This is a genomic window from Alcaligenes sp. HNGD-HTN06 (assembly GCF_049932565.1).
Taxonomy (GTDB): domain Bacteria; phylum Pseudomonadota; class Gammaproteobacteria; order Burkholderiales; family Burkholderiaceae_B; genus Alcaligenes; species Alcaligenes ammonioxydans.
The window spans coordinates 2,917,756-2,932,543 of record NZ_CP187782.1; the positions used below are offsets into that span (position 1 = coordinate 2,917,756).

At 57.1% G+C, this 14,788-nt stretch carries 14 protein-coding genes; 8 read left to right on the plus strand and 6 right to left on the minus strand.

Translation table 11 applies throughout. From position 1 onward, the window contains the following. Positions 1 to 4: 4 nt before the first annotated feature. The 4 genes from ACOZ42_RS13405 to ACOZ42_RS13420 all read right to left on the minus strand — a co-directional run bounded on the left by ACOZ42_RS13405 (position 5) and on the right by ACOZ42_RS13420 (position 3,877). Complete coding sequence (locus ACOZ42_RS13405) at positions 5 to 1,192, minus strand: acetate/propionate family kinase (RefSeq protein WP_131070855.1); 1,188 nt, start codon at positions 1,190 to 1,192, stop codon at positions 5 to 7. Beyond that, the gene (locus tag ACOZ42_RS13410) at positions 1,189 to 2,184 is read right to left on the minus strand and encodes a phosphate acetyltransferase (RefSeq protein ID WP_426345251.1); all 996 of its coding nucleotides are present in this window, start codon (positions 2,182 to 2,184) and stop codon (positions 1,189 to 1,191) included. Before ACOZ42_RS13410 ends, ACOZ42_RS13405 begins: the two co-directional genes overlap by 4 nt. Before the next feature lie 246 nt (positions 2,185 to 2,430). Then, entirely contained in the window at positions 2,431 to 2,898 is a 468-nt protein-coding gene (locus tag ACOZ42_RS13415; protein ID WP_003802342.1) for a DUF1348 family protein, read from the minus strand. Between the two features lie 61 nt (positions 2,899 to 2,959). Beyond that, the gene (locus tag ACOZ42_RS13420; protein ID WP_240209510.1) at positions 2,960 to 3,877 is read right to left on the minus strand and encodes a LysR substrate-binding domain-containing protein; all 918 of its coding nucleotides are present in this window, start codon (positions 3,875 to 3,877) and stop codon (positions 2,960 to 2,962) included. Between the two features lie 97 nt (positions 3,878 to 3,974). On the opposite strand from ACOZ42_RS13420, the gene ACOZ42_RS13425 reads away from it, so the two are divergent. The 7 genes from ACOZ42_RS13425 to pyrF all read left to right on the plus strand — a co-directional run bounded on the left by ACOZ42_RS13425 (position 3,975) and on the right by pyrF (position 11,343). Then, a complete protein-coding gene (locus ACOZ42_RS13425) occupies positions 3,975 to 4,676 on the plus strand; it encodes a pirin family protein (RefSeq protein WP_426345252.1) in 702 nt (233 codons plus the stop codon). Between the two features lie 312 nt (positions 4,677 to 4,988). Next, positions 4,989 to 6,134 (plus strand): GGDEF domain-containing protein, encoded by a 1,146-nt coding sequence (locus tag ACOZ42_RS13430; RefSeq protein WP_240209511.1) that lies wholly within the window; start codon positions 4,989 to 4,991, stop codon positions 6,132 to 6,134. 120 nt (positions 6,135 to 6,254) lie between these two features. Further along, positions 6,255 to 7,682: an indoleacetamide hydrolase gene (iaaH, locus tag ACOZ42_RS13435; RefSeq protein ID WP_003802350.1), complete on the plus strand. Its 1,428-nt coding sequence runs from the start codon at positions 6,255 to 6,257 to the stop codon at positions 7,680 to 7,682. Between the two features lie 321 nt (positions 7,683 to 8,003). After that, on the plus strand, positions 8,004 to 8,291 hold the full coding sequence (locus ACOZ42_RS13440) for a co-chaperone GroES (RefSeq protein ID WP_003802352.1): 288 nt from the start codon (positions 8,004 to 8,006) through the stop codon (positions 8,289 to 8,291). A 34-nt stretch (positions 8,292 to 8,325) separates the two neighbouring features. Further along, the gene (gene groL / locus ACOZ42_RS13445; protein WP_003802354.1) at positions 8,326 to 9,972 is read left to right on the plus strand and encodes a chaperonin GroEL; all 1,647 of its coding nucleotides are present in this window, start codon (positions 8,326 to 8,328) and stop codon (positions 9,970 to 9,972) included. Positions 9,973 to 10,126: 154 nt separating this feature from the next. After that, positions 10,127 to 10,510 carry a diacylglycerol kinase gene (locus tag ACOZ42_RS13450; RefSeq protein WP_003802355.1) on the plus strand — a complete coding sequence of 128 codons (384 nt, stop codon included), beginning with the start codon at positions 10,127 to 10,129 and terminating at the stop codon, positions 10,508 to 10,510. Between the two features lie 5 nt (positions 10,511 to 10,515). Further along, on the plus strand, positions 10,516 to 11,343 hold the full coding sequence (gene pyrF, locus ACOZ42_RS13455) for an orotidine-5'-phosphate decarboxylase (protein ID WP_003802357.1): 828 nt from the start codon (positions 10,516 to 10,518) through the stop codon (positions 11,341 to 11,343). Between the two features lie 220 nt (positions 11,344 to 11,563). On the opposite strand, the gene ACOZ42_RS13460 is transcribed toward pyrF, so the two are convergent. Together ACOZ42_RS13460 and ACOZ42_RS13465 are read right to left on the minus strand one after the other, a co-directional pair. Further along, the gene (locus ACOZ42_RS13460) at positions 11,564 to 12,826 is read right to left on the minus strand and encodes a CaiB/BaiF CoA transferase family protein (protein ID WP_426345253.1); all 1,263 of its coding nucleotides are present in this window, start codon (positions 12,824 to 12,826) and stop codon (positions 11,564 to 11,566) included. Between the two features lie 25 nt (positions 12,827 to 12,851). After that, positions 12,852 to 13,838: a Bug family tripartite tricarboxylate transporter substrate binding protein gene (locus ACOZ42_RS13465; protein WP_426345254.1), complete on the minus strand. Its 987-nt coding sequence runs from the start codon at positions 13,836 to 13,838 to the stop codon at positions 12,852 to 12,854. Positions 13,839 to 13,987: 149 nt separating this feature from the next. Here ACOZ42_RS13465 and ACOZ42_RS13470 point away from each other — a divergent pair, with 149 nt between their 5' ends. Beyond that, positions 13,988 to 14,788 carry an IclR family transcriptional regulator domain-containing protein gene (locus ACOZ42_RS13470; protein ID WP_003802362.1) on the plus strand — a complete coding sequence of 267 codons (801 nt, stop codon included), beginning with the start codon at positions 13,988 to 13,990 and terminating at the stop codon, positions 14,786 to 14,788.

The following is a 14,788-nucleotide window of genomic DNA, read 5'->3' on the forward strand; positions in this document are numbered from 1 at the left end:
GATGTTAGGGGCTTGCCCGCACCAGAGCGAGAGACTGCTCGGCAATAACCCGTTCCTCATTGGTAGGAATGACCAGAACCCTGACCGGGCTGTCGTCTGTGGAAATGACGGTTTGCCCCTTCTGGTTACGTATCGGATCAATTTCCACTCCCAGCCATTCCAGGTGCTGCGCAATGCCTGCACGTATGGACGGGCTGTGCTCGCCAATACCTGCCGTAAACACCAAGGTATCGAGCCCCTTCAGGGCCACGCATAAGCCAGCCAGGTTCTCGGCCGTGTGGTAACAAAAGTATTGCACGGCCAGTTTGGCTCGCGGATCATCGGACGCCTCCAGTGCCCGCATATCAGCCTGTTCGCCCGACAGGCCTTTCAGACCGGATTGGGTGTAGAGCACGGACTGAATCTCGTCGTGATCCATGCCCTGCTCCAGCATCCACAAGACCACGCCGGCGTCCAGACGTCCCGGCCGTGTGCCCATCGGCAAACCATCGAGTGCGGTAAACCCCATGGTGGTATGCACGCTGCGCCCTTCTTTCAGGGCACAGGCCGAAGCGCCCGAGCCCAGATGAGCCACGACCACCCGCCCATCGGCCAGCTCGGGAAACTCCTGTCGCAGGTGCTGTGAAATATAGTGGTAGGACAGGCCGTGAAACCCGTAGCGGCGCACACCCTGCTCAAAGAAACGTTCCGGCAAGGCGAAATGCTGCAAATAAGGTACATGCCCCTGATGGAACGCCGTGTCCAGACAGGCCACCTGAAAAATTTCCGGATAGTGCTCGAAAATCACTCGCACTGGAGCCAGATTGTTCTGCTGATGCAAGGGAGCCAAGGGTGAAAGACTGTCCAGATAGGCCAGAACCTGCGGCGTCAGGGGCACGCTTTTGTCGTAACGCGCACCGCCATGCACGATACGGTGACCCACCGCAATGGGCCGACCCTCCACATGCTCCAGTAACCAGCGTGCCACCAGCGCTTGGGCTGTGTGCAAATCTCTGGCCTGCTCAGCGGCCAGATCCTGCTTGATCAGGGACTGCCCTTGCGCATTCTTGACCTTGAAAGCGGGCTGGGTACTGCCAATGCCCGAGACCTGGCCGCCAAACTCAAAGTCAAGCTGGTCGCCCGGCTGAACCTGGTACATATGAAACTTCAGGCTGGAGCTGCCCGCATTAACAACCAGAATCTGCTCGCTCATGAATGCTTGGCCTCCAAGGCAACTTTACGCTCCAGATAGCCGGCATAAATACTGGCCACCGCGCACGAGGCCAAACGGGTCTGTGCACTGTCGGCGCGACTGGTCAGAATAATGGGCACACGCGCGCCCATCACAATACCGGCTGCCTGCGCACCGGATAGAAAAGTCAGATTCTTGGCCAGCATATTGCCCGCTTCCAGATCGGGGGCCACCAGAATCTGCGCCTTGCCCGCCACTGGCGACACAATACATTTGATGCGTGCCGCCTCGGGGCTGATGGCATTGTCCAGCGCCAAGGGGCCGTCCAACACTGCCCCGGTAATCTGGCCGCGGTCGGCCATCTTGCACAAGGCGGCGGCTTCCAGCGTGGTCGGGATTTTTTCCGTCACCTGCTCGACGGCAGACAGGATGGCCACCAGCGGTGTACCCAGCCCCAGTCCATGGTGCAGATCAATGGCGTTTTGCACAATGTCCGCCTTGGTACTCAAGTCCGGAAAAATATTGATGGCGCCATCGGTCACGAACAAAGGCTCGGGGTAACGGGGCACGTCCATAATAAAAACATGGCTCAGACGGCGTCCCGTGCGCAAACCCTTGCCCCCGGTACACAGCACGGCCTGAATCAGCTCATCGGTATGCAGGCTGCCCTTCATCAGCAGTTGCGCCCGTCCGGCCAGCACCTCTTGCACCGCCCGCTCGGCCGAGGCATGGCTGTGAGGCGTATCAATCAAGGTGATTCCTTCCAGACTCAAACCATGTTGCGCCGCCACGGCATGCAAACGAGCCTGCGGTCCCACCAATACGATATCGAACAGACCTTGTACCCGAGCCTGCAAGGCTGCCCCCAAAGACACGTCGTCGCAGGGATGAGCCACCACACAAATCCGCTTGGGCTCTTTGCGAGCTTGCTCGATCAATCGGGAATAGTGACTGGACGGCGCGGTGCAATCCGCCGCCTCTGCGGTCGCACTCAAGCCAGCAGGGTGATTCATGATAGAGGACTCCTTGAAGTTAAAGGAAGGCTAACCCAACACTAAACCATTTATTCGCCCGTCTGTCTTTGACGGCGAACAGGGAAACTTCAATATTTTTACCTCTATTCATTTCAGGCCAGTACGGCTGAGACATCGAGATTACAGATTTAAAAAATCCGGTTTGGCGTTGACCAGACCGGATTTGTATTGCTTGGGGAGGTATCCACGGACCTTGTCCCGTTTCCAAGGACTCGGGACTTGAAATTACAGACCTAATTCACTCAAACCGGGATGATCGTCGGGGCGACGCCCCAAAGGCCAATGGAACTTGCGCTCGGACTGGGCAATAGCCACATCGTTAATACTGGCATGCCGTACCGCCATGTAGCCATGCTCATCAAATTCCCAATTTTCATTTCCATAACTGCGCCACCATTGCCCGTATTCATCCTGCCATTCATACGCAAAGCGCACCGCGATTCTGTTTTCATGCCAGGCCCATATTTCTTTGATCAAACGATATTCACGCTCTTTTTGCCATTTACGTTCTAAAAAAGATTGGACCTGATCGCGTCCCTGCGGAAATTCGCTGCGATTGCGCCAGCGCGTATCCACGGTATAAGCCTGCGAAACCTTGACCGGGTCACGGCTATTCCAGGCATCCTCTGCTGCGCGTACTTTCTGACGGGCGCTGTCCAGATCGAAGGGGGGCAAGGGAGGACGTTTATCCATGGTGATCTCCTAGAAAACAGGGGTGTAGCGGACAGTCTAACGGCAAAACGTAAGCGGTCTTTTACGGACTATCCTCTGCCCAGGGCGCACGCTCAAAACTGGCCACCAGAAAATCGATAAAGGCCTGCACCCGAGCCGGGCGCGAGCGGCCAGGCGGAGTGAGCAAATGCAAAGTCAGGCTGGGCAGATCCCATTGCGGCAAGACCACCTCCAGCAAACCTTGCTCGACCAGGTCACCGAGCAGAAACTGCGGCAGCACGGCCAAGCCCAGCCCCTGCAGCAACGGCGCCATCAAGGCCTGGGCATTATTGACCTGCAAGCGGCAAGGCACCGTTTGCGAGTAGTGCTCGGCCCCTTGCTGAAAGCGCCAGACGCTGCCTCGTCGCTCGTAGGCATAGCGCAGACTGCTGTGCCGGGCCAAATCGCTGGGGTGCGCCGGCCTGCCATAGTTGGCCAGATAGGCAGGGGCCGCGACCAAACACAAACGCAGATTGCACAATCGACGCACTAAAAGACTGGAATCGTCCATCGTGGAGATGCGCAAGGCCATGTCAAAGCCCTGCTCGACAATATTGACCTGGGCATCATTAAAGTGCAGATCCAGCAACACCGCGGGGTGCTGCTTCATAAAGGCTGGCAGCAAAGGCGCCAGATGCTCGAGCCCAAAAGACATGGGCGCCGCAATCTTTATCCGCCCTTGCAGGCTTTCCCGCTGATCGCGCGCCAGCGCTTCAGCACCTTGCCCAGCGGCCAACACGGTTTGCGCCTGCTCCAGGCTGGCCAGACCGGTCTCTGTCAGAGATAGACGCCGAGACGTGCGGTGAAACAAAGAAATATTCAGCTGCTTTTCCAGCCGGGCGATGGCTTTGGAGACAGTGGGCTGCGACAGGCCCAACACCTCGGCTGCCTGGGCAAATGAGCCGGTTTCAGCGACAGTGGCAAAAATCGCCCAGGCCTGAAGATCGGGGAGCGTTTTCATGTAATTTTTGGAATAAATACTATGCTATTGATTCTATTTTATTACGCCAACAAGCGGCCTAGAATGTTTTTCAATACGCAAAATCAAGGAGCGCATCATGATTGAACATCGGCCTTTTAATGAACTGGGCGGCGCCAACCACGGCTGGCTGGACGCCAAGCACCATTTTTCCTTTGCCAATTATTACGATCCCGCCCGGATGGGCTGGGGGGCGCTGCGTGTCTGGAACGATGACACCATCGCCTCCAATACCGGTTTTCCCCCTCACGATCATGCTGACATGGAAATCATCACGTATGTGCGTGAAGGGGCCATCAGCCACCAGGATAGCCTAGGCAACAAAGGGCGCACCGAAGCAGGCGATGTGCAGGTCATGAGTGCCGGCACCGGTATCCGGCATGCCGAGTACAACCTGGAAAGTGTCACAACCCAGATTTTCCAGATCTGGATTCAGCCAGCGCGCCGTGGCCTGCCTCCCGCATGGGGTGCCAAACCTTTTCCCAAAGCGGAGCGCTCGGGTCAGTTTGTGGCCTTGGCCAGCGGTTTTGACAGTGACACGGAAGCCTTGCCCATTCGGGCCCAAGCCCGGGTACTGGGAGCGACCCTGCAAAAAGGTCAGCGCACCAGCGTATCGCTGCCAGCCGGCCATCTGGCCTATCTGGTGCCTGCCAAAGGACGGGTTTTGGTCAATGGACTCGAATTAAATGCCCGTGACGGGGCCGCGATCCGCCAGGAAACGTCCCTGGATATTCAGGCGCTGGACGATGCAGAGCTGGTATTGGTTGAAACAGCACCATAAAAAAAGTGGTCGCAGCCTGCCAAGGGGGGGCCACGACGGCTCCCCCCTTCTTTATTGACACGAGGGACACCGTTAGCGGCAGGACTGGTTCTGCTTTGGGGTTTAAAGCGGGCTGATACTTCCCCGCAGTCTGTTCCTGCAAGCGCCTAATTACCTGCCCAGTCTCGAAAAAGATGCATAAAGCAGATCAAAACGTCCTCTTTTGCACGATTAAAGTGTTTGTTCTCAAGCATCAAACGTTTGTCACACGGCAATATCGTTACAATTGTTGTAACGCCGGTTTTTAACCTTTTTTATTGCACGTCACTTACCGTGTCCTCACCCAATCAGTATTTCGTTCTGATCGTCCCTGCCTGTGCGGCTTTGCTGGGCATCGCCATGATCTACTGCTGGAGCCGCCTGCGCGATCACCGTTATCTGCTTTGGATTGCCAGCGGTTATATCGCCACCGCCATTCCCATGGGCATTCACAGCCTGATGCCCACCGAGCTGCTGGCCCGCTGGACCCTGCCCTTATCTTCCATGTATCTGCTGGGGGTATGGGCAATGGCCCAAGGGGTGGCCTTACGCTTTGGAGGGCGCAGTCATGCCGGCGGGGCCTGCCTGATCATGGCCACGACCTTGGGCCTGCTCTTTTATTTTTCCCGCGTCGATGATCAACTGTGGCTGCGTTTGCTGATCCTGAATTCGGGCCTGGCCTTGCTGGTTGCCTTGCCGGCCAAAACCATCCTGTATGGACACGCACCCACTCTGCCCCTTCGTACCTTGCTGCGGGCCTCCTACCTGATCGTACTGATCTATGCCTTTATCCGCGTTGCCATTTTGGCGACCGTCATTCCCCATGATGGGCAATTGGAACTGACTCGCTCGGGCTTTTGGCTGCTCATGCTGGCAACCAATATGTTCATCAGCATCTGGCTGGCGCTAGCCATCCTGACCAGCACGGCCATGTCCATTGTTCAGACGCTGGACCATGAACGCAGCCGGGACCCGCTGACGCGTCTGCTCAACCGCCGTGCTTTTTTTGAACAGGTCAAAAAACGCCTGGAACTGTATGGTCACAACGGCTGGGCCGTGCTGACCTGCGATCTGGACCATTTCAAGTCACTCAATGACACCTGGGGACATGCCGCTGGTGACCGGGCCCTGAGGGAATTCGGAGCCTTGCTGGCTCGGACGGTCCGACAAGACGATCTGGCAGCCCGCTTCGGCGGCGAAGAGTTTGTCATGCTGATACGCAGCACCAGCCTGCATACGGCCGTCCTGGTGGCCGAGCGCCTGCGCAGCAGTGTGATGAATCTGCCCATTGCCGCTACCGCCCATACGCTGACAGCCAGCTTCGGAGTCGTGCAGCTCAACAGCAATGGCGACATCAACCAGGCGATTGAACAGGCAGACCGGCTTTTATACGAGGCCAAACATGCTGGCCGCAACAAGGTCATTTGGCGAGCAAGCTAAGCCCAGTCCTGTGCTTGCTGATACCCTTAACGTCTCTTTTTACTCACGACAGCCCTTATAGAGGCTGATTGATTTCACGATCACAGGCAGGGGCCCGTACCGGCCCCCAGGAGAGACTCCATGGCATTGACCGAACTTAGCGCCAGCGAACTGCTGGCAGGGCTGGAAAAGCAGCAATTTAGCGCCCGCGAAATTGCAGAAGAGCTGCTGCAGCAATCCCAGAAAATGGCCCATCTGGGCGGTCTGGCGCATCTGGACCCGGCGCTGTTTTATCAGCAGGCCGATCAATCCGACGCACGCCGCGCCCGTGGCCAGGCTCTCGCCCTGGACGGCGTACCACTGGTGTTGAAAGACAACCTGAACACCACCGACATGCCCACCACCTCCAGCACGGGCGCGCTACAAGGCCGTTTTCCTCTCCAGGATGCGCAGATTGTCAGCCAATTGCGTCAGGCTGGTGCCGTCCTGCCGGCCAAAGCCGTGATGCATGAGCTGGCCTTTGGCATTACCACCAACAATGCCACCACAGGTCCGAGCCGCAACCCGTATGATCCCAACCGCATTCCCGGTGGTTCGTCTGGCGGCACGGCTACCGCCGTTGCTGCCCGTCAGTTTCCCGCTGGCCTGGGCACCGATACCGGCGCTTCGGTCCGTTTGCCGGCCTCCCTGTGTGGCTTATACGGCTTTCGTCCCACGGTAGGCCGATACTCGGGCCAGGGCATTGTGCCCCTGTCTCCCACCCGCGATACGGCAGGCCCCATGACGCGCAGCCTGGCGGACATCAGTTTGCTGGACTCCGTTCTGTGCCAGAAAGCCCCCTCCCTCATTGCCACGCCGTCCTTGAAAGAACTGCGTCTGGGCGTGCCGCGTGATAGTTTCTGGAAAAATCTGGATGCGGGCGTGGCTAAGGTCACCCTGGCATTCCTGGATGATCTGCAAAAAGCCGGGGTGACCTTGGTAGAAGTCGACCTGTCGCCACTATTGGCCCGGAATGCCCGTGTAGGCATGCCGATTGTGCTGTACGAGACCTTGCAGACCTTGCCTTTATACCTGGCTGAAAACAAGTACGGCATTGGGCTTGACGAGCTGATTGCGGGCATCAACAGCCCCGACGTGAAGGAAATCTTTGATGCCATAACGGGCGACTACACCATCAGCCAAGAGGCTTATGAAGAAGCTCTGAACCTTGACCGCCCCCTGATGCAGCAAGCTTACACCGACCTTCTGCGCAGCTCCGACATCAGCGGCCTGATCTTCCCGACGACTCCTCTGACAGCCTGCCCGATCGGCGACGATGAAACCACCCTGCTCAACGGCAAGGCGGTGCCTACCTTCAATACCTATATTTCCCGCACGGATCTGGGCTCCAACCTGGGCGCACCGGGCATCTCTTTGCCTGTCGGCCTGTCGGCAGGTTTGCCGGTAGGCATATTGGTCGAGGCCGATATTGGCGCGGACGATCACTTGCTGGCCCTGTGCCGGGCTATCGATCCGTTGTTGCCAGCGACACCCGCGCCAGATTTGAGCGCAGGCGCAAGCACGGTCTGAACCTGTGGGGAGCGACGCCCGTAGCCTGGCAGGACGTTGAAGCAAATTGAAAGAGGCCCCGCCCGATCTGCCCTGACATGAATAAACGCGTATGCTGAAGGGGGACGAACCGCAAAGCAGGATGCTGACGCTTACCGTCGCCAGGCCTTTGTGTCCCCTGAAGCTCCACGCCCCAGGACAAATATGTAACAACACGACCCGGGTGCTCTTGAAATTAGAAAAGTCGTCCCTATAATTAGCACTCGAAGGGGCAGAGTGCTAAAACGCCTCGCCCCCAAAATCGGACCAACAACTAAAGTCATCTTAAACAGGAGTTTCTCCATGGCACTGCGTCCTTTGAACGATCGCGTGATCGTCAAGCGTCTGGACAACGAACGCACCACCGCTTCCGGTATCGTTATCCCCGAGAGCGCGACTGAAAAGCCCGATCAAGGCGAAATCCTGGCCGTTGGCCCCGGCAAGAAAACCGAGGACGGCAAGGTTCTGGCGCTGGACCTGAAGGTCGGCGACAAAGTTCTGTTTGGCAAGTACTCCGGCCAATCCGTCAAGATCGACGGCGAAGAGCTGCTGGTGATCCGCGAAGAAGAAATCTTCGCCGTGATCGAATAAGTACCGCCAACGAAAATTCAATAGGATTCAAACCATGACTGCAAAACAAGTTTACTTCGGCGACGACGCACGCACCCGCATCGTACGCGGCGTCAATGTTCTGGCTAACGCTGTTAAGACCACCATGGGCCCCAAAGGCCGCAACGTTGTTCTGGACCGCTCCTTTGGCGCTCCTACCGTGACGAAAGACGGGGTGTCCGTTGCCAAGGAAATCGAACTGAAAGACAAGTTCGAGAACATCGGTGCTCAACTGGTTAAAGAAGTTGCTTCCAAAACCTCCGACAACGCCGGTGACGGTACCACGACCGCTACGGTTCTGGCCCAGGCCATCGTTGAAGAAGGCCTGAAGTTTGTTGCCGCCGGCATCAACCCAATGGACCTGAAGCGCGGTATCGACAAGGCTGTCAGCGTGGTGGTTGACGAACTGCGTCAACTGTCCCGTCCTTGCACCACCAGCAAGGAAATCGCTCAGGTCGGCTCCATCTCCGCCAACAGCGACCACTCCATTGGTGAAATCATCGCCAATGCCATGGACAAAGTGGGCAAGGAAGGCGTGATTACCGTTGAAGACGGCAAATCCCTGGAAAACGAGCTGGACGTGGTCGAAGGCATGCAGTTTGACCGCGGCTACCTGTCCCCTTACTTCATCAACAACGCTGACAAGCAAGTTGCTGTTCTGGACGATCCGTTTGTTCTGATTTTCGACAAGAAAATCTCCAACATTCGTGACCTGCTGCCCGTACTGGAGCAAGTTGCCAAGACCAGCCGTCCTTTGCTGATCGTTGCTGAAGACGTGGAAGGCGAAGCTCTGGCAACTCTGGTTGTGAACAACATCCGCGGCATCCTGAAGACAACCGCTGTCAAGGCTCCTGGCTTTGGCGATCGTCGCAAGGCCATGCTGGAAGACATCGCTATCCTGACTGGCGGTACCGTGATCTCTGAAGAAACCGGTATGTCCCTGGAAAAAGCGACGCTGGACGACCTGGGTCAGGCCAAGCGCATTGAAGTGGCCAAAGAAAACACCACGATCATCGACGGCGCTGGCAACGGCACCGACATCGAAGCACGCGTGAAACAGATCCGCGTCCAGATCGAAGAGTCCACCTCCGACTACGACCGTGAAAAACTGCAAGAGCGCGTGGCCAAGCTGGCTGGCGGTGTTGCCGTGATTCGCGTGGGCGCTGCCACCGAAGTCGAAATGAAAGAGAAGAAAGCCCGCGTTGAAGACGCCCTGCACGCAACTCGCGCAGCCGTCGAAGAAGGTATCGTTCCTGGTGGTGGCGTTGCACTGATCCGTGCTCGCGCTGCTGTTGCCGAACTGAAGGGCGACAACACCGATCAGGACGCCGGCATCAAGCTGATCCTGCGTGCTATCGAAGCTCCTTTGCGCACCATTGTGACCAACGCCGGCGAAGAAGCCAGCGTGGTTGTGAACCAAGTGGCCAGCGGCACCGGCACCTACGGCTACAACGCCGCTACCGGCGAGTACGGTGACCTGGTCGAGCAAGGCGTCCTGGACCCCACCAAGGTAACTCGCACTGCCCTGCAAAACGCAGCGTCGATCGCCAGCCTGTTGCTGACTACCGAAGTGGCTGTTACTGAAATCGTGGAAGACAAGCCTGCTGCAGCCATGCCTGACATGGGTGGCATGGGCGGTATGGGTGGCATGGGCGGCTTCTAAGCCATCTATCCGTACCCCGGTCCGGGCAGAAATTGATCACTTCTGCCCTGATCGCTACGCTTTTAGCTCAAAAACCGGATGGATTTTTCCATCCGGTTTTTTTTCGTTCAAGCAAACCCCTATAATCAGGGCACTTCAATCTGCAGCTTCCTTCATGTCAGACTCTCCGTTCAAAAGCAAAGGTGGTTTGGGCCGCCTATTCAATGCCTTGCGCTACTCCGGCCAAGGTCTGGCTGCCGCCCTGCGCCATGAGGCCGCCTTTCGTCAGGAACTGGCGCTGGCCGTCATCCTGACGCCGCTGGCATTCTGGCTGGGAGAAAGTCCCGTGCAGATTCTGGTCCTGCTGGCCACACTGGTCTTTGTGCTGGTGGTCGAACTGTTGAACTCGGCTCTGGAGGCGCTGGCCGACTCCATTACCCTGGAGCATCACCCCTTGATCGGACGGGCCAAGGACCTGGCCAGCGCCGCCGTCCTGCTATCCCTTATTTTTGCTGGCGCCGTCTGGCTCAGCTTTTTATATAGCCGTTTACTTTCCTGATTCCCATGACATTCATAGAAAAACTGAACCGTGCCTGGACGGACAACCAATCCATGTTGATGGTGGGTCTGGACCCGGACCCTGCCCGTCTGCCTTTGGAGCTGGCCGGCAAACCCGGAGCGATTTACGAATTTTGCAAGGCGATTGTGGATGTTACCGCCGACTACACCTGTGGCATCAAACCGCAGATCGCCTACTTTGCCGCCCAGGGCGCCGAGGATCAGTTGCAAGACCTGTGCGACTACATCCGCAACCGCTACCCCCATCTGCCCATCGTGCTCGATGCCAAGCGCGGAGACGTAGGCTCAACGGCAGAGCAGTATGCTCGCGAAGCCTTTGAGCGCTATCGCGCAGACGCCGTCACAGTCAGTCCTTATATGGGTTTTGATTCCGTCGAGCCTTATCTGGAACACCAGGACAAGGGCGTAATCGTGCTGTGCCGTACCTCCAACCCCGGTGGTTCTGACCTGCAATTCATGGAAATGGCTGACGGCACTCCCTTGTATCTGCATGTAGCCAGCCTGGTCGCAGAGAAGTGGAACACGAATGGTCAATGTGCTCTGGTGGTTGGCGCCACCTTCCCTGAAGAAATTGGCAAAGTCCGTGCCAGGATTGGTGATATGCCATTGCTGGTACCTGGCATCGGCGCGCAAGGAGGGGATGTAGTTGCCACCGTGGCCGCTGGCATGGACTCACAAGGCAACGGCATGATGATCAATTCCTCGCGTGCCGTCCTTTACGCCAGCCGCAGTGATGACTGGCGGGACGCCGCACAGGCCGCCGCCATTGCCACACGCAATGCCATTAACGATGCCCGCAATAAACAACGCTGAACCCTGTATCTCGCCACTTGTTAAAGCGCCAGACGGCCGGTGCCACAGCCCAGGCACCGGACCGCAGCGACAATCGCGAAAATAAGGACAGAAATGATGGAGACTGTGGTGGCGACCGAGTCAAAGACAGGAATCGCGCCAGCCACCCTCTATCAATAAAAAAAGCCCTGTTCATCGAGATACCATCTCGATGAACAGGGCTTTTCACCAGGCGCTCGATTCAGCCAAGCGAAAGCTGCTGTTTTTCCCGCCACTGTTTCAGCTCAGGACTCTGAGCGCCCAGCAGACTCTCCAACGCCTGATCGGTATGCTCCCCCAGCTGGGGCGGAGCCATGCGATAAGAGACCGGGCTATCCGAAAAACGCATGGGGCTGGCTGTCATGCTGACTTTTCCCGCCTGACTATGGTCCAGCTCAATACGCATCTTGCGGGCCTGCACCTGCGGGTGCGAGAACACCCCATGCAGGTCATTGATCGGCCCGGCTGGCACGCCAATCTTGTCCAGAGCTTCCAGCCAATAAGCACTAGGATGCTTCTGCATTGCGGCGCTCAGGATTTGCTCCAGCTCATCACGGTGCTTGACCCGCTGACTGTTAATGTTGAAACGCGAATCCTCAACAATCTCCGGGTGACCAATCGCTTCGCAGTAAGCCGCGAACTGACGGTTATTACCGATGGCCACAATGATGTGACCATCTTCTGTCGGAAACACCTGATACGGCACCAGATTCTGGTGGGCGTTGCCTGCCCGCCTGGGTGCCTGCCCGCTGACTAGATAGTTCATATTCTGGTTTGCCAGCATGGCAACCTGACAATCCAGCAGGGCTATATCAATATGCTGCCCCAGGCCGCTGCGCGTGCGCTCGAACAAGGCAGCCAGAATGCTGCTGGTGGCATACATGCCCGTCATCAGGTCCGCCACGGCAACCCCCGCCTTCTGGGGGCCACCACCGGGCTTGTCATCACGCTCGCCCGTCAGGCTCATCATGCCACCCATGGCCTGGATCATGAAGTCATAACCCGGACGCTCGGCATACGGACCTGTCTGGCCAAACCCGGTAATCGAGCAATAAATCAGGCGAGGGTTGATTGCTTTCAAGCTGGCGTAGTCCAGCCCGTATTTAGCAAGGCCACCCACCTTGAAGTTCTCCACCAAAATGTCGCATTCCCGTGCCATGGCACGCACCACGTCTGCCCCTTCCTGGCTGGCAATGTCCAGACTGATCGACTGCTTGTTACGGTTGGCCGACAAGTAATAGGCCGCCTCAGCCGTATCTTCCCGATCGGGGGTCTGCAAAAAGGGAGGGCCCCAGGCACGCGTGTCATCACCTGTTTCAGGACGCTCGATCTTATATACATTGGCCCCCAGGTCCGCCAGGTTCTGCGTACACCAGGGACCGGCCAGAATCCGGGTCAGGTCCAGAACCCGGATTCCCTCCAAGGGGGCGGGACGCCTAGCATCACAGGGCTGCTGATCGCTCACGTTACAGTGCTCCATTTAACAACCATTAGTCCAGCATGATATTGGCTTGCTTGATCAGACTGCCCAGCTTCTCGTTCTCCTGTTGCAGAAACGCGGCGTACTCGGCAGGAGTGGACGACTTGATCTCCACGCCTTGGCGGCGAAACGTTTCCACAAACTCGGCATTCTGGCTGACGGCTTTCATGGACTGGCTCAAACGCTCCACAATTTGGGCCGGGGTGCCGCTGCTGACATGAAAACCAAACCAGGCCGTCACGTTATAGCCCTGGTCCAGACCCAGTTCCGCAAACGTGGGGACCTCTGGCAACAACGAGGAACGCTCGGGCCCGGACACGGCCAAGGGACGCACCGTATTGGCGTTGATATGCGTGATCGCCGTTCCCATGCTGTCGAACATGAAAGAGATGTGACCACCGAGCAGATCTGTCATCGCAGGCGCACTGCCTCGGTAGGGAGCGTGAATCACATCAATATCCGCCATCGTGGTGAAAGCCGCTGCCGACAGGTGCGAGGAGGAACCGTTGCCAAAGGAAGCGTAGGTCAATTCTTCAGGATGGGCGCGAGCATACTGAATAAGCTCTTGACCGGACTTGAAGGGGCTTTGCTGAGCGTTCACCACCAACACGTTCTGACCTTCCGCCACCAAGGACACCGCCGTTAAATCCTGCTCAGGCTTGTAAGGCAATTTCTTATAGAGATGGTTATTGACGACGGCCTGACCCACTGCCGCGAGCAGCACGGTGTAGCCGTCGGGCGCGGATTTGGCAACAAAGTCCGTGGCAATAATTCCACTTGCGCCAGGCTTGTTTTCCACGATGATGATCTGACCCAGGTCCTCGGACATTTGCTGTGCGACACCGCGCGCAATCACATCAGTGACCCCACCCGGCGTAAAAGGCACAACCAAACGAATGGGCTTGTCGGGGTACGCCGCCTGAGCACTCACCGCTGTGAGCAAAACACCTACTCCGGCTAGAAACGGAACCCATTTACGGGTCAAAACATTCTTCATGTATCACTCCAAACTTATTTTGTTCGATAATCGAACTTGATTATTAAATTGCTAAGTCTTGTTTTTTTTACAATTTATCATCGATAATTCTCGACAATCCCAACAAGTTCGCTTATCGAACAAAACAAATTTGGCCCCTTCATCTCGCCATGACAAAAACCAAAGAGAGCGCCCCCGCCACCATCAACTACAAAGGCGATCCAGACTATATGCAGTCACTGGCCCGTGGCCTGCAGGTTATTACCGCTTTCTCTGACCGCAGGCGACCCTTGCGCGCCGCTGAAATTGCCTTGAAGACCGGCTTGGCACGGGCCGTGGTACAGCGCTGTCTCTATACCTTGCAGGCGCTGGGCTATGCCGAACAGGATGGGCCGTTCTGGAAGCTGCGCCCGGCCATTTTGCAACTGGGCCATGCCTATTTTTCGTCAACCTCAATCGTCAGTCTGGCCCAGCCCATACTGGACGATTTGAGTGACAGGGTCGGGGAAACCTGCGCCTTGGCGTTGCTGGACGGGGACGAAATTCTGTATCTGGCGCGCGCCCAGCGGCAACGCGTGCTGACGGTCTCTCTGGGCCTGGGAAGTCGTCTGCCCGCGCATTGCACCTCGATCGGACGCATGATGCTGTCCCAGCTGCCACAAAGCAGGTTGGAGGCATATCTGGAACTGGCGCCGTTCAAAATCATGACGCAATACACCGCCCATACGCGCGAAGCCTTGCTACGCGAATTAAAGCAGGTTCAGGAGAAAGACTATTCCCTAATCAAGGAGGAGCTTGAACTGGGTTTGACGGCCATAGGCGTTCCCGTACGCAGCGCCAGCGGACGCGTCGTAGCGGGAATGAGCATCAGCATCAAGGACTGGCAGGACTCGGAAGAAAAGCTGATCGAACGCTGCCTGCCAGAACTTCGTTCGAGCGCCCGGCAGCTGGGTTTGATGCTGCCGGCCTGA

Excerpts from the sequence above, each read along its gene's own strand:
- ACOZ42_RS13405 (WP_131070855.1), bottom strand. The coding sequence starts at position 1,192 with ATGAGCGAGCAGATTCTGGTTGTTAATGCGGGCAGCTCCAGCCTGAAG.
- ACOZ42_RS13410 (WP_426345251.1), bottom strand. The coding sequence starts at position 2,184 with ATGAATCACCCTGCTGGCTTGAGTGCGACCGCAGAGGCGGCGGATTGC.
- ACOZ42_RS13415 (WP_003802342.1), bottom strand. The coding sequence starts at position 2,898 with ATGGATAAACGTCCTCCCTTGCCCCCCTTCGATCTGGACAGCGCCCGT.
- ACOZ42_RS13420 (WP_240209510.1), bottom strand. The coding sequence starts at position 3,877 with ATGAAAACGCTCCCCGATCTTCAGGCCTGGGCGATTTTTGCCACTGTC.
- ACOZ42_RS13425 (WP_426345252.1), top strand. The coding sequence starts at position 3,975 with ATGATTGAACATCGGCCTTTTAATGAACTGGGCGGCGCCAACCACGGC.
- iaaH (WP_003802350.1), top strand. The coding sequence starts at position 6,255 with ATGGCATTGACCGAACTTAGCGCCAGCGAACTGCTGGCAGGGCTGGAA.
- ACOZ42_RS13440 (WP_003802352.1), top strand. The coding sequence starts at position 8,004 with ATGGCACTGCGTCCTTTGAACGATCGCGTGATCGTCAAGCGTCTGGAC.
- groL (WP_003802354.1), top strand. The coding sequence starts at position 8,326 with ATGACTGCAAAACAAGTTTACTTCGGCGACGACGCACGCACCCGCATC.
- ACOZ42_RS13450 (WP_003802355.1), top strand. The coding sequence starts at position 10,127 with ATGTCAGACTCTCCGTTCAAAAGCAAAGGTGGTTTGGGCCGCCTATTC.
- pyrF (WP_003802357.1), top strand. The coding sequence starts at position 10,516 with ATGACATTCATAGAAAAACTGAACCGTGCCTGGACGGACAACCAATCC.
- ACOZ42_RS13465 (WP_426345254.1), bottom strand. The coding sequence starts at position 13,838 with ATGAAGAATGTTTTGACCCGTAAATGGGTTCCGTTTCTAGCCGGAGTA.
- ACOZ42_RS13470 (WP_003802362.1), top strand. The coding sequence starts at position 13,988 with ATGACAAAAACCAAAGAGAGCGCCCCCGCCACCATCAACTACAAAGGC.